11 protein-coding genes and 1 riboswitch are annotated in these 14,682 nt (G+C 61.4%); of the genes, 5 read left to right on the top strand and 6 right to left on the bottom strand.

Annotated features, from left to right (window positions below; all coding sequences use genetic code 11):
- Positions 1–15: 15 nt before the first annotated feature.
- Positions 16–999 carry an SCO family protein gene (locus tag ACTJJN_RS07320; protein WP_004374374.1) on the bottom strand — a complete coding sequence of 328 codons (984 nt, stop codon included), beginning with the start codon at positions 997–999 and terminating at the stop codon, positions 16–18.
- Positions 1,000–1,054: 55 nt separating this feature from the next.
- Entirely contained in the window at positions 1,055–4,450 is a 3,396-nt protein-coding gene (locus ACTJJN_RS07315) for an Ig-like domain-containing protein (RefSeq protein ID WP_440781160.1), read from the bottom strand.
- Between the two features lie 241 nt (positions 4,451–4,691).
- A riboswitch (TPP riboswitch) is annotated at positions 4,692–4,806 on the top strand.
- Between the two features lie 78 nt (positions 4,807–4,884).
- Here ACTJJN_RS07315 and ACTJJN_RS07310 point away from each other — a divergent pair.
- The 5 genes from ACTJJN_RS07310 to codA all read left to right on the top strand — a co-directional run bounded on the left by ACTJJN_RS07310 (position 4,885) and on the right by codA (position 10,137).
- Positions 4,885–5,532: a TenA family protein gene (locus ACTJJN_RS07310; RefSeq protein ID WP_004374380.1), complete on the top strand. Its 648-nt coding sequence runs from the start codon at positions 4,885–4,887 to the stop codon at positions 5,530–5,532.
- Positions 5,529–6,194 (top strand): thiaminase II, encoded by a 666-nt coding sequence (gene tenA / locus ACTJJN_RS07305; RefSeq protein WP_012052339.1) that lies wholly within the window; start codon positions 5,529–5,531, stop codon positions 6,192–6,194. The genes ACTJJN_RS07310 and tenA overlap by 4 nt, the downstream gene beginning before the upstream one ends.
- Positions 6,195–6,411: 217 nt before the next feature.
- Complete coding sequence (gene codB / locus ACTJJN_RS07300) at positions 6,412–7,677, top strand: cytosine permease (RefSeq protein WP_014590990.1); 1,266 nt, start codon at positions 6,412–6,414, stop codon at positions 7,675–7,677.
- Entirely contained in the window at positions 7,674–8,891 is a 1,218-nt protein-coding gene (locus ACTJJN_RS07295) for a PucR family transcriptional regulator (RefSeq protein ID WP_012052337.1), read from the top strand. The genes codB and ACTJJN_RS07295 overlap by 4 nt, the downstream gene beginning before the upstream one ends.
- A gap of 4 nt (positions 8,892–8,895) precedes the next feature.
- Positions 8,896–10,137, top strand: a complete 1,242-nt coding sequence (gene codA, locus ACTJJN_RS07290; protein ID WP_440781159.1) for a cytosine deaminase — start codon at positions 8,896–8,898, stop codon at positions 10,135–10,137.
- 13 nt (positions 10,138–10,150) lie between these two features.
- Here the strand turns inward: codA and ACTJJN_RS07285 are convergent, their stop codons facing one another.
- The 4 genes from ACTJJN_RS07285 to ACTJJN_RS07270 all read right to left on the bottom strand — a co-directional run bounded on the left by ACTJJN_RS07285 (position 10,151) and on the right by ACTJJN_RS07270 (position 14,420).
- A complete protein-coding gene (locus ACTJJN_RS07285; protein WP_012052335.1) occupies positions 10,151–11,098 on the bottom strand; it encodes an ornithine cyclodeaminase family protein in 948 nt (315 codons plus the stop codon).
- Entirely contained in the window at positions 11,095–12,096 is a 1,002-nt protein-coding gene (locus tag ACTJJN_RS07280) for a threonine/serine dehydratase (protein WP_012052334.1), read from the bottom strand. The genes ACTJJN_RS07285 and ACTJJN_RS07280 overlap by 4 nt, the downstream gene beginning before the upstream one ends.
- Positions 12,097–12,215: 119 nt before the next feature.
- A complete protein-coding gene (locus tag ACTJJN_RS07275; RefSeq protein ID WP_012052333.1) occupies positions 12,216–12,821 on the bottom strand; it encodes a helix-turn-helix transcriptional regulator in 606 nt (201 codons plus the stop codon).
- Between the two features lie 159 nt (positions 12,822–12,980).
- On the bottom strand, positions 12,981–14,420 hold the full coding sequence (locus tag ACTJJN_RS07270) for a hypothetical protein (protein WP_014756690.1): 1,440 nt from the start codon (positions 14,418–14,420) through the stop codon (positions 12,981–12,983).
- Positions 14,421–14,682: the final 262 nt, after the last annotated feature.

Below are 14,682 nucleotides of genomic sequence, written 5' to 3'. Positions count from 1 at the left end.
GGTGGCCAATAGCCTTTAGGGGATTTCCCTATTAGCCATGGGTGTTTGCAAGCGAGCCGTTTCCTCTTCGAGGTAGCTCATCAATGCACTGACTTCGGCATCGCCCAAGCGCATGTTGGGCATGGCCAGGCGGTTGTATTGTTCGAACAGCAGCATGGCCAAGGGGTCTTTTTCGGCCAGCATCTGGTCGGGCACCTTGAGCCAGCGGGCCAGCCAGTTGGCGTCACGCTGACGGGTCACGCCCAGCAGGTCGGGGCCGATGCCTGGCTGGCCTGGCTCGGTGTTGCCCACGGTATGGCAGGACGAGCAGCGGGTACGGAATATCTGCTCGCCGCTGCTGGGTGAGCGGATTTGCGGAGCCTGAGCGTAGTCATTGCTCATGGCGCTGGCCTGCTTCCAGTTGTGCAGGCTGTTGCCCAGGCGGTCGGCAAGGATGTACGGGCTTTCGAAAGGTGAGGCTTTCATCCAGCGGCCGGTGGACTGGTTGCCGATGATGAGGCTCAGGTTGTGGTCTTTTGAGCGGCCGTTTTCCAGGCCATCGATCCACAACCCCAGGCTGCGGCGTAGTTGCTCGATGTCGTCGGGTTCGCCGGTCAGCAAGGTCCAGCCTGGGCCGATGCCGAACTTTTCGGCATAGCGCTTGAGGGTGGCGGGGGTGTCGTTATAAGGGTCGATGCTGATGGAGTAGAGGAAGATGTCTTTGCCGACCCGGTCACCGAGGATTTTCTGTACCTGGCGCAGGCGAGCGGTTTCCACTGGGCAGGAGTCGGAGCAGCCGGTAAAGATGAAGTTGATGGCGACCACCTTGTCCTTGATCAGGTCGTCGAAGAAATGCACTTTTTCGCCGTCCTGAGTGAGCAAGGGGATGTTGGGGAAATAGCTGGCCCCCCAGGGAGAGGCCGCTGCTTCGGCCACCGTTCGTTGGGGTTGCAGCGGCCAGAACGGAATGCTGGCGGCGAACAACGCGAGTACCAGCAGGAAACGCCATGAGCTGGGCATGATGCGGTCCTCGTGGGTTGGCTGATGGGGGCCGCATAGCGGCCCCGCTTTGCACTCACTTGTATGTGACTGGCGCTGTCACCGTCTGGCCCAGCGTCGATTTCACCGTGACCGTCGCTGGCGTGGCCGGGCCAAAGCCGGTGGTGGTCACCGCTACCCGCCAACGGGCCCCCGTGGTCGTGGCAGTCAGCGTCGCGTTCCCCAGGCTTACCGGACCACCAGTGGTTGCTGCAGTCACGCTGATGCTGTTGCCCGTGGCGACCGTGGTAGTCCCCTGCACATCCCAGGTGAAACGGTTGCCGCTGCGTACCTGCACCGTGGCACTGGTGACCTTGAGCTCGTCGGCCGCCGCTGCTGCGGTTACGGCGATGCTGACCGTGGCCGGGGTCACCGACTCGGCTCCCTTGGTATCACGCGCCGTGTAATTGAAGCTGGCCGTGAACGGCGTGGCGACCGTAGCGGGTGGGTTGTACGTCACGGTGGTGCCGTCTGTGCTGACGGCTCCCTGGCCGGAGTCTGGCTGGCTGAGGCCGGTGACCGTGAGCGGTACGTTGCCGTCCGGGTCGCTGTCGTTGGCCAGCACGTTCAGGGTGATCGCCTTGCCTGCAGTCGTTGCGGCACTGTCATTGGCCACGACAGGTGGTTTGTTGGCCGGGTCGTCATTGTCGTCATCGATTTTGGTGCGGAACGTTGGCAGGCCTACCGAGGCCATGTAACGCACGCCATCCCATCCTGGCAGCGGGGTGGGCATCACCTGGAACTGCCCCGGGTGTTCAAGGTCCCAGCGCAGCAGCATCGAAGAGTCCTCGTGCTGGGTGTTGTGGCAGTGCTCCATGTAGGTGCCGGCGAACTCGCGGAAGCGGATGGCCATTTCCACCTCTTCGGACGAATCAGGTTCCGACCCGATACGGTACACATCCTTGCGCGCCCATTTTTCCCATTCTGGCGGGGCCTTGCCGTCGCGGCTAAGAATCACGCCTTCCTCGAAGTGCACGTGTACCGGGTGGCTCCAGCCATTGCCGCCGTTGACGATCTTCCACACTTCCAGGGTGCCGTCGCCGCTAAAACCACCGTCGGTGGATTGGTTGGCCAATTGCGGCGCGGCACTGATGCGGCGCGGGTCCATGCTGTAGCCAAAGCCGCCGTCGGTCTTGATGGTCCACGGGGTGGTGTCCGTACCGTCAGAGCGGCCAAAGATGAACTCGCGGTGGCGGGCATCCTTGAGTTTGGCCTGGTCGGCTGCGGCGTCGCGGTCAATGGGCAGGGGCAGCATTTTCAGGCCAGCAGCTTTGCCTGGCTTGGCCGGCTCATAGGCTACCGGGTCCATGCTCAGGTCCTGGCCGGTGTACGGTTGCACCCACAGTTGCAGAAACTTGCCGACAGCCGGGTCGCCGTTGTCCCACTGCGGGCCTTTGCTGGTCTGCTTGATTACCGCCTTGTATTTTTCCGACAGCACGTCGGCCAACGGGATAGCTTGATTCGGACCTTTGCCGGAGTCGTGCTCCATCTGGTTGACGAAGTACAGCTTGTCGCCGGCCTTGATGCCGTTCTTGGCGAAGTTGATGATGATGTCGTAGCGCTCGGCAATGGCCTGCAACGGCAAGACGCCGTTGTTGTCTTGCAGGTTGCCGTCACCATTGAGGTCCATCGTGCCGTCGAATGGCACCGCGTGTTCCATGATATTGCCGTCGTTGGCGATCATGTGGAACGGCACCCGCGCATACGACAGGTTGGAGCCGGATGGGCCTTTGAACTCACCACTGGTACCGGCAATCTCCCGCACCACGGCGAACTTGAAGTAGCGCGACACCGAGCCGTTGAGGAGACGGAAGCGGTAACTGCGCGCACGCACCTTGAGCCTGGGCTTGTACTGCCAGTTGACCAGAATCTGGTCAGCGAGGAAGCCGTCCGTGTTGAACGGGTTGAACCACAGCTGGCCATTGGCATCCCAGGCTTTGTCGGCAATCACCAGGTTGACGTCATAGTCACGGTTCCCCCAAGGCATGGCTGACCCGCTTGGGAAGCGCAGGTTGACACCGTCCTGCAGGGCCTCGTTGCCGCGGTCCAGGGCGCTGTAGTAGTTCATCATCACGGCGTTGCCCTTGTAGACGTTCTGCGCCGTGAAATCCATCATGTGGTCGTGGAACCAGTGGGTACTCATGGTTTCGCGCCAGTCGCCACGAATCTTGATACTGCCGTTCTCGCAGGTTTTCAGGCCCGGTGAACCATCGTTGACGAACAAGGTTTCACCCGGCGAGCAGGGGAAAGCTGCACGCGGGTCCTGGGCACGGGTGTTGATGGTGTCGTAGCCGGCCAGCTGCACCGGCCAGCGGTAGTCGTAGTACTGGCCGGGGAAGAAGTACGCGTTGGCAAAGCCGTCGCTTTCGGCCGGCGAGTGGCCGTTGTGCTCGTGGGTCGAGATGGTATGCAGGCCAAAGCCACCGTTGGCCGAGGGGTCAATCGGCAGGGCGTTGTAATGGCGCATCAGAATTGGCTGGCCGTAGCGCACCATCAGCAGTTTGGGCGGGAAGGTGCCGTCGAAGGTCCAGAGCGATTTGTGGTTTTGCAGCGGCATGTTCGGATGGAAGCGTGTGTCGATGCCCTTGGTGGTGCCCAGCGTGGTCGGAATGTCGGAGGTCTGGTAGTACAGGCCGCCCGGGGCAAATTCACCGACGGCATAGTTGTGCAGTTGCTTGCGGTCGCGCAGGCCGAGGTTGATGCGCGCACCGGCCTGGGCGGTCTTGAACGCTGCCTGCGGGTAAAACTCGTTCCAGCGCTGGTGCGACCAGCCTTTTCCTGGTGGCCGGCCTTCAGCGGGCGAGCCGACCGGCTGGCGGTTGAGGAACATCTCGATCTGCGCCTTCCATGGGTTGCGGTCCAGCACGTTGGCGTACTGGGTCGGAAACGGGTACAGGCCGGGTTGCTTGAGGAACGCTTCCAGTGCGTTGCCACTGGGGCCGCTGCGTGCCACCACGTTGGGGTCTTGCGCGGGTGCCGCGCCGAGGGTCGGTACCGGGAAGGTCAGATCGGGCACCGGCGTAGTCGGGTCGAGCTTCTCTGGTCCGAATTCTTCGAACAGCAACAGTTGCTGGGTGAAAGGTTGCGCACCGAACAACGGGCTGGGTTTGCCGTTGGTAGGGTACTTGTCCGATGTTTGCAGGGCCGGCGGCAGCACGTTGTCGGTGCCTACCGTGTTGCGGTCGCCATACGCGCCATCGGTCAGCTCCAGCGAGCCTTCGTTGGCCTCCGGCATGGTGTTCAGCTCAAGCAAGGCAGCGGTCGGGTCGTCCGGCTGGTCGGTGTAGGCCGAAGGGTCGGTCGGCGGTGGCATGCTGTTGTCGTCGAGGGGGGCTGCCATGGCCGTGATCAACCCGAGGCTGATCATCAGTGCCGTGACGGAGGACAGATGGAACACGCGTCTGGACGCGTGACTCGCAGCAGGTGTTTTCATTGGCTTAAGCCTCTTTTGCGGCCTTAGGGCCTTAAGCCATCAATGGCGTTTTGCCCGTTAAATGGCCATCAGCAACAGCTATGCCAATAGATATTTCAGTAATGCTTTGACATACATAACCTTGCAGCGACTGGCGTGCACTCAAAGATGGCGCGTCAAGAATGGGGACAGATACCCATTAGCGGGTCACCATTGCCCACAGTTTGGGGCGTGACAGCCGCGGCGCCCTCGGGTATACCTGAGCGCTACCAAGGGGAGCCCGGCAATGGGCTGAGAAACCGCTGAACGCTGCAGCGCGGTGACCCTTCGAACCTGATCCGGATCATGCCGGCGAAGGGATGGGGCTTGTAACCTGCCTTTTTGCCGGCCTCACTGCGAGGCCAGTCCATGCCAACTTTCAAGGTCTCGCTGTCACCCTCATCAAGGACAGCAACATGACCGAACGTTTCAGCCAGTCCCTGCGCCGCCAGAGCGAGCCGACCTGGTCGGCGGCCGTTGGCCACCGTTTCGTGACCCGATTGTGCGACGGCAGCCTGCCGGACCCGATCATGGTCGACTACCTGGTCCAGGACCACCGTTTCCTCGACAGCTTCGTGACCCTGCTAGGCGCGGCCATCGCCACCGCTGACACGTTTGAAGCCCGCCTGCGCTTCGGCCGCTTTGCCGGGATGATCTGCAGTGACGAGAACACCTACTTCCTGCGTGCCTTCGAGGCCTTGGGTGTCAGCCCGGCGCAACGCAGTGAACCGGCCGATACCGCGCCTACCGCAGGTTTCAAGGCGATCATGCGCGAAGCGGCAGCCACCCGTTCCTACGCAGCGGCACTGGCGGTGCTGAACGTTGCCGAAGGCCTGTACCTGGACTGGGCGCTCAAGGCGCCGAAACCGATGCCGGACAACTTCGTCCATGCCGAGTGGATTACCCTGCATGACAACCCGGCATTCCAGGCATTCGTCGCTTTCCTGCAGGCCGAACTGGACCGCGTCGGCCCGCAGGAGGCCGCATTGGCAAGTGACTTCTACCAGCGCACCGTGGCGCTGGAGCTGGCTTTCTTCGATGCAGTGTACCCGGAGGGCAAATGAGCATGGATATCTTCGAGCGCCTCAAGACAGCTGCCTCGCCACAATGGAACCGCTACGTAGACCATGACTTCGTGCGTCAAATGGGCGAGGGCACGCTAAGCGAGGAAGCGTTCCGGACCTACCTTGTGCAGGATTACCTGTTCCTGATCCAGTTCGCCCGCGCCTGGGCGTTGGCTGCCTACAAAAGCCGCCGCCCGGCCGACATTCGCGCGGCGCAGGCCGGGCTGGCGGCGATCCTGGATGAAACCGAGCTGCACTTGCGCCTGTGCGCGCGCTGGGGCTTGACCCAGGCAGACATCGAGGCCGCGCCAGAGCATCAGGCCACGGTGGCATACACCCGTTATGTGCTGGACTGCGGCGCAGCCGGCGACCTGCTGGAGCTGCACGTGGCACTGGCACCTTGCGTGATCGGCTATGCCGAAATCGGCCGGACCCTGGCCGAGCGTATTGGCGACTTGAGCAATCACCCCTACCGCGAGTGGATTGGCGAGTATGCCGGGGAGGGCTACCAAGGGGTGGCCGCAGCAGCGCGCAAGCACCTGGATGAACTGGCGGCGCGCAGCATGACCGAGCAGCGGTTCGCCGAACTGGCAGGGATTTTTGGCCAGGCCTCCAGCCTGGAGGCTGATTTCTGGCAAATGGGGTTGGACGGGACCGTGTAAACCGCCGTGGGCTGGGTGNCCCAGGCCCGCTTTGGTGCATGAGCGCCTCAAAATAAGTCGTCACGCACACTCCAGATCGTCAAATCGCAGCTTTAATGTGCACAGTGCATAGGGAATTCTGGGCGAGCAGCCCGATTTCTTCCGGGTGGCGGCGCAGGAAAAAGCGGCCCGCATATTGCTCTTTCCGCTCCCAACTACTCACCCGGAGCCCCGTGCAATGAGCTCACCCAGCGAATTTCCGCTCAGCGAAGCCCCCCAGTCCGCCCGCAAGGGCCTGCTGCCGATCGCGATGGTCTTGTTCAGCTTCACCTTCTTTACCGGCACGATGTTCGCCGGCGGCAAGCTGGGCATGGCATTCAGTTTTGTCGACATGCTGTGGGTGGCTACCCTCGGCAACAGTTTGCTTGCCTTGTATGCCGCAGTGCTGGCCTTCATCGCCTCACGCAGCGGGCTGAATACCGTGTTGATGGGACGCTTCTGTTTCGGTGAAGCGGGGAGCCGGCTCTCGGACTTTCTGCTGGGTTTTGCCGAACTGGGCTGGTATGCCTGGGGTACGGCCACGGTGGCCATCGTGCTGGTCAAGCTGCTGGGGCTGGCGGATGGTTTCGGCATGCCGTTGATGGTGCTGTTCGGGCTGGGTTTCAGCATTACGGCCATCATCGGGTTCAAGGGGCTGGACCTGTTGTCGCGGGTGTCGGTGCCATTGATGTTCGTGCTGCTGTTGGTGTCCATGTACATCGCCACCCGCGATGCCGGTGGCTTTGCCGGCCTGGCTGCAGTCGTCCCGCATGAAACCATGACCTTTTCGGCGGCAGTGACCATGGTCTTCGGCACCTTCGCCAGTGGCGCCACCCAAGCCACCAACTGGACACGGCTGGCACGCAGTGGCCGGGTAGCGGTGATCGCCAGCGTGGTGGCATTCCTCCTTGGCAACGGCCTGATGGTGGTGGCCGGAGCGTGGTGCGCGATGGTTTACCAGCAGGCCGATATCGTCGACGTGATGATGCTGCAGGGCCTGTCGTTCGCGGCCGTGGTGATGCTGTGCCTGAACCTGTGGACCATTCAGGGTCCGACCATCTACAACGTGTCGGCCGCCGCCTGCCACTTGTTGCGCAGCGAGCGCCGGCGCACGGCAACGCTGGTGGCGGCCGGGGTTGGCATTGTGCTGGCGATGGGTGGCATGTACGAAATGCTGATCCCGTTCCTGGTGCTGCTGGGGTCGATCATTCCGCCGGTGGGTGGGGTGATCATGGCTGATTTCTGGTACCGCCACCGCGGCAAATACCCGGCACTGGGTACGGCAAACCTGCCACGCTACAACCTCACCGGGCTGTTTGCCTATGCCGTGGGCGCAGTACTGGCCTATGCCTCACCGTGGGTCGCGCCGCTGGTGGGCATCGCCGCCTCGGCAGTGTGCTACATCGTCATTCTAGAGCTGGGCGCACGCCGCCGGGCGCCCGGCCAGGCGGGCGTCGAACCGTGAGCCTGGCGCTGGACGAGCTCCTGCATTTGCCCGGTCTGCACGAAATGCAGGTGCGGGCCGGCGCGCGCAACCTGCAGCGGCGGGTACGCTGGCCTTACGTGGCGGAGAACGAGGGTATCGCCGAATGGGTGATGGGCGGTGAACTGGTATTCGTCACCGGCATCAATCACCCGCGCGGCGAAGCCAACCTGCTGAGCCTGGTGGAGGATGGCGACGCCGTGGGCATTGCCGGCATGGTGATTCTCACCGGCGGCAGTTTCATCCAGAGCATCCCGGCGCCCGTTATCGCGCGCGCCGAGCAGCTGGGCTTGCCGCTGATCGAACAGCCCTACGCGCTGAAGATGGTGGTGGTCACCCACCTGATCGGCACTGCACTGGTACAGATGAGCCAGGCGCGCCGCTCGCGTAACGACATCCTTGGGCAACTGCTCACAGGCGACTACCCGAGCCTGGCGATTGCCCGGCAGCGGGCAGCACACCTGCAACTGGCCCTGGATAAACCGCGGCGCCTGCTGGCGTTGCGCCTGACGGGCGTGGACGCCTTGTTCGAGCGCCAAGGGCTGGCCCACGGCGAGCGTACCTGGCAAGCCACCCGGCAGGCCCTGGAAGACCAGCTCGAAGCCTGGTGCCGTCAGCGGCCCGGCAGTGTGACGGCGCAGTTGCCGGGCGACCTGTTCGTGGTGCTGCTGGCCGATACACAGGACTTACCCGAGACGTTGGGCGCACTGTACCGGCAGTTGCAAGCCGCGACTGATGAACTGGGCCTTTACATGGGCCTGTCGAGCCTCGCTGACGATTGCGCGCACTATCGCCAGGCCCTCAACGAGGCACGCCAGGCGCTGGATGTGGCGCAGCACCTGCGCCCGGCCAACGGCTATTGCAACTTCAGCGAGCTCGGCGTATTGCGCCTGCTGCAAGGTATTGTCGACCGCTCGCTGGTCGACGATTTCGTCAGCCGCACCCTCGGCCCGCTGATCGCCCCTGGGCGCAAACACGCCCATGCTTTGGTGCATACCCTCGACGCCTTGCTCATGGAAAATGGCAACGGGCTCAAGGCCGCACAGCGTCTGGGGCTGCACCGCAACACGATCAATCAGCGCATCCAGCGCATCGAACAACTGAGCGGGCAGTCGCTGGACGACCCGCTTTTTCGCATGAATGCTTCGGTCGCCATGCTGGTATGGCGCATGAGCGAAGCCCACGGCAAGGAGTAACAGCATGAACATCATCAACGCACGCCTGCGCGGCAAGCCTGGCCTGTTCCGCGTCGAACTGAACGGCGAGCGCATTGCCGCCATCGTGCCCCAGACCGACGTCGTGGCGCCCGCTACGGTCAATGACCTGGACGCCGGGCAAAACCTGGTGGTCGCGCCCTTTGTCGAGCCGCACATTCATCTTGATGCCACGCTGACCGCGGGTGAGCCGAAGTGGAACATGAGCGGCACGTTGTTCGAAGGCATTGAGCGCTGGTCGGAGCGCAAGGAAATCACCACCCACGACGACATCAAGACCCGTGCGAAAAAAACCATCGGCATGCTGGTGGACCACGGTATCCAGCATGTGCGCACCCATGTCGATGTGACCGACCCAAAACTCACCGCGCTCAAGGCCATGGTCGAGGTACGTGACGAGGTGCGTGAGCTGATCGACCTGCAGATTGTCGCCTTCCCGCAGGAGGGCATCGAGTCGTACGCCAACGGCCGGGCGCTGATGACTGAAGCCGTGGCGATTGGCGCCGACGTCGTCGGCGGCATTCCGCATTTCGAAAATACCCGCGACCAGGGGGTATCGTCGGTGAAGTTCCTGATGGACCTGGCCGAGCGTACCGGCTGTCTGGTAGACGTGCACTGCGACGAGACTGACGACCCGCAATCACGTTTCCTCGAAGTGTTGGCCGAAGAAGCACGGGTACGCGGCATGGGGCCCCGGGTCACGGCCAGCCACACCGTGGCCATGGGCTCGTATGACAATGCGTATTGCTACAAGCTGTTCCGCCTGCTCAAGCTGTCGGGCATCAACTTTGTGTCATGCCCGACCGAGAGCATTCACCTGCAAGGGCGCTTTGACAACTACCCGAAACGTCGTGGCGTTACCCGCGTGGCCGAGATCGACCGCGCCGGCATGAACGTGTGCTTCGGCCAGGACTCCATCGTCGACCCGTGGTACCCACTGGGCAATGGCAATATCCTGCGCATTCTCGAAGCCGGCCTGCATATCTGTCACATGCTCGGCTATGAAGACCTGCAGCGCAGCCTGGACCTGATTACCGACAACAGCGCCCGCACCCTGAACCTGGGCGAGCGCTATGGCATAGAGGTAGGGCGGCCGGCGAACCTGTTGCTGCTGTCGGCGCCGGATGATTACGAGATGGTGCGCAGCCAGGGGCACGCATTGGTATCGGTACGCAATGGCAAGGTGCTGATGCAGCGCACGCCAGCGCAGGTGCAACGTTTGCGCTGACGCTGTTGTCGCCTCAGGTGCACAGGGCTGCCAAGGCGTAGCTTGCGATTTGTGCATCCTGCACTGCCACACCGGTCAGGTCCGCCAAGGTAATCTGGCCGTCGTGCTCACGCCCCTTGGCGCGGCCAGCCAGCAGCGTACCCAGCTCGATCAGCTGGTGAGCGTTGATCTGGCCACTGCCGAGGGCATGGGCCACTTCGCCGTACTGGCTGCACTGGGCGATGGCGTCGACGATGATACGGTCTGCCCTGGCCACCAGTGCCGGGTCCAGTTCCTGCTTGCCGGGCGCATCGGCACCGACGGCGGTGATATGCGTACCCGGCTGGACCCAATCACTGTGCAACAGCGCCTGGCGAGAAGGGGTGGTGCAGACGATCAGGTTTGCAGCGCCCGCAACCTCGGCAGCATCCTGCGTACTGTGCACCCCGAAGCCCAGTTCGCGGGCAAATGCGGTATAGGCCGCAAGCCCGCGTTCATGCCGGCCCCAGACAATGACCTGGCGGCAATCGGTCACCGCGCGAAGCTGCTCAAGCTGCATCTGCGCCTGCATGCCGGTGCCGAGGATACCAATGGCCTTGACCTGGGCCGGCGCCAGCAGCCGGGCGGCGATACGCCCGGCCAACGCGGTGCGCATGGCAGTCAGCCAGCCTTGGTCCTGCAGCAGTGCCAGCGGCTGACCGGTGTGTGCAGACAACACAAGCATCAGGCCGTCATTGCTCGGCAGGCCCTTGGACGGGTTGTCGTAGAAGCCTGTCGAAAGCTTTACGGTGAAGGTCGGGCTGCCTTCGATGTAGGCCGACTTCACGCAACAGTCACCGTTCGCGCCCTTGAATGCGAAGCCCTGCACGGGCGGCACCTGCACCTTGCCTTCGGAATAGGCGATGAAGCCTTCCTCCAGTTGGCTGACCGCGAGCTCGGGGTTGAAGCGGGCGATGATCTGCGCCTTGCTGAAAACCCTCATTGAACGGCCTCGAGGAACTTTTCCAGCAGGATGTTACGGCCACACAGGATCACCGCGACACGCTTGCCCTGATAGCGTTCGGCGAGCTTCTGCATGCCGGCGACCGCAACCGCTGCAGCGCCTTCGATGATCCAGCGCTCACTGTTGGCGATATCGCGCATGGCGCAGCGGATTTCGTCCTCGCTGACCAGCACGGTATCGGTGAGCAGCGCCTGGCAAAGCGGGAAGGTGATGGAGCCTGGCTCGACGCCGCCAGCCGTGCCGTCCGACAGCGTTTCGCAGGCATCCAATTCGATGATTTCACCAGCCTTGAGTGATTGCTGCAGCGTTGGGTCATTTGCCGGCCAGCAGCCGATGATCTCAGTACCCGGCTTGAGGACGCGCAGGGCGGCGCCGATGCCGGAAATCATCCCGCCACCGCCCACGGCAACGAACACCGCGTCCAGGTCTGGCGCCTGCTCGAACAACTCCATGCCTATGGTGCCCTGGCCGGCAATGACTTGCAGGTCGTTGTAGGGGGACACGAAGGGTACGCCGTGGGCCTTGGCTTGCCTGGCGGCTTCCAGCTCTGCACTCAGCGGGTCGGTGGGCAGGCAGACCACTTCGGCGCCCAGCGCGCGCATTGCCTCTGTTTTGTATGCCGATGCGCCGGTGGTGGTGTAGACCTTCACTGGCACGCCAGCCATCTTGCCGGCCAGGGCCAGTGCCTGCCCATGGTTACCGGAAGAGGCAGCTATCACCCCCTGCTTGCGCGCCTCGGCCGGCAGCAGGCGCATCTTGTTGCTGGCACCGCGAAACTTGAATGAACCGGTGTGCTGCAGGTGTTCGCATTTGAGCAGCACTTCACAGCCGGTCAGTGCCGACAAACGGGGGCTGCGAGTCAGCGGTGTGATGCTGACGACAGGGCGAAGCGCGCTGTGGGCTTCTTTTATGGACGCAAATAGTGCGTCGAGGTATCGGGTATCGACAATGGTCGGTGAAACAGTAGCGACTGGCATGCTGCGCTCCTTGTGGAATATTTGTCTACAGTAGAATATCCATCCATTCACCGCAAGTGGGCGAGCGCAAGCGCTGGCAACACCCTGACAGGCTCCCAGTTCGGCCAAGCGGAGGGGAGTTAGCCCTTGAGCTCTTTCAGGTACTTGTACACGGTGGCCCGCCCCATGCTCAGAACGTTGGCGACATAGTCAGCACCACTTCGCCCTTCGAACGCGCCTTCAGCGTACAGCGCCTGCACCAGGCTGCGCTTGTCTTTCATCTGTAGCGTCTGCAGCGATAAGCCGCGCGCTTGCAGCCAGGCATGCAGAAACGTGTTGATGCGTTCCTGCCAGTCGTTGCGGAACAGCGAGTCAGGTTGCGGTACCAGCCGGCTCATCTGGAAGAACGCATCGAGTGCCACGCGGGCTTGCTCCAGTACTGACACGTTCAGATTGATGCACATCAGGTATTCGGGGTCGCCCTGCGAGTCGCGCAGTACGGTACTGATGGAGCGGATCTTCTGGCCGTTCCAGTTGAGCTTCTCGTAAGGGCCAAGGTTGGCACCGGCAAGCACATCGTCCAGTTCGTGATCGATCGCCGAATCATCGCCCAGCTTGCGCCGGGAGAAGTTGTTGGCGATGTGCACGACCGTCTGGCTGTGCAGCTCATGGACGATGACTTCAGCGTGCGGATACAGCAGCAGGGCGATGCTGTCGGCGATTGCCTTGTAGTTTTCCAGGGTCATTTTCTGTCGGTGATCGGTGCTGGACTTCCATGGTGGCGGCAAAGCGTTACCGACACAAGGTGGCGAGCCTGCAGCTTCCGTTGCCGGTCACCACTTCAGCAATGCCGGTTTCGGTGGCTGCATCGACGGAATCATCGGAGTGTGGGTATGGCGCTGACTTCAACCATTGATGAGTTGTAGCACTTTAGCGGGCTCGAGTATCGGCAGCGGCAAAACGACCGACGCCCAATAATAATAATGATCGTCCTCAATATCTCTCGCCAGCCAGACGGTAAAAGGGCTAGGTTGGTCAGCGGCAGGGGTGAAAACGCCACTTTTATCGATATTGCCATTTCCTGTGATTCTGACCCATTGGGTATTTTCCGCACTGACTTCAATCGGTTCATCGTGTTCGAAACTTGAGTAGAACAGGGTGAGTTTGACTTTTCCTGAAGAAAGGGATGCTTTAAAAAAGTGGGTCTCCCCGAACAAGGGTGTCAAGAACGTCGACGTCGCGTATTGACTGCCAACTTGGGCCTTGATTACATCGGCGACCAATGGGTATTCAGGCACTGTCGCCGACAACGCTGCGGGGACATTGGTTTTGTTGTTTACCTCAAGTATGACAGCAGGGTCAAGAGGGGCGGGCGGGTAGTAAAACCAGCTTCCGCTCTCTTGTTTCAGCTCACCCAGTGCCTCACCGTCAAAGGTGAATTGGCTATTGGGGGTTGCAGGCTCCAACGTGAGCGCCTGCTTTTCAGCACCCGCATACACTTCCTTCAGTAGTGGGTAGATTGACGCAGGCACTGCAGGTTCAGAGGCGCTATCTGTAGCCTCGAACGCGCTATTCAGCGCGAATTCGGCAGAATAAGCACCGCTCGCTGGATAGTAGGCGCCATTCATGAAATCTATCATTTCCTTCGGCGCGAACAATGACACAGCCGTGTCCCTGTCTCGGGGTGGGTGACCCTGCTTCAGCTCGGGGAAGGCGGTGTCCTGATAGATAATCCCAAACCCCACAGGTCCGGTTAGTCGTTCGCCGTTAACGCTCAAGGTGTCCGGGCTTGAGGGCGTCGAGGGCGCTGGAACCTGGAACAGCATGAGGGGATCGCCGTCTGTGAACTGGCCGATGGTATCGCCCAATAGTATCCCGGTGGGTGGCACGGCAGAGGGTAGCTTAATACCGCGCTCTTGTATGAGGTCGTCCACCATTTCTTTAGGGTAACCACTGCCGTTATGGTGAATTGTAGCCCCAGCGGGTAGCCTAAGCGTAAGGCTTCCTTCATTGTCGATTGTATACTTGAGTGGCGCTGACAAGGTCATCATCACGACAACGTCGGCGTCAGAATACCAAGCCTGATTGATTTCATAAATGCGCTGGGTGATGGTGCCTGAGCGTATTCTTGTGCGAAACCCCATGTACCTCAAAACGCGCTGAACGACCAGTAACTGGTTCTCGCCGAAGCGCATGAAGGCGGTGCCTAGATCGAGCGCCCCAAACTTGTAAACGCCGAAGTCTGCCTCCTCGTCATAGATGATTTTTTCGCTAAGGGTGTTGCGTTTGCGTGACGCATGGTGGTCCCAGTACTCGTTTAAATCTGGTTTGGACAATATCGTCATGATCGAGGGTTGACTCAGGTCTCTGGGGGGCATCGCGATTCACCAATGCTGGGGACTTGTAGGCGATTAACCTCCGAAAGTGGATTGCAGTAAACTGTTAGAAATGACAGTTGACCTGGGGGCATATTTGCGACCAATGCACCAGGCGCGCACATGCAAAAAGGTGATTATGAGGCGGTAGGAATTATTTGCAGGTGCCATGCGTTATCTCCATAATTGGCATGTCATTACGTGGTACATAACATAGTACGAATTTTTAGGA

Source organism: Pseudomonas sp. 22515 (assembly GCF_052044625.1).
Taxonomy (GTDB): Bacteria; Pseudomonadota; Gammaproteobacteria; order Pseudomonadales; family Pseudomonadaceae; genus Aquipseudomonas; species Aquipseudomonas alloputida.
This window is presented reverse-complemented; position numbering and strand designations above follow the sequence as displayed.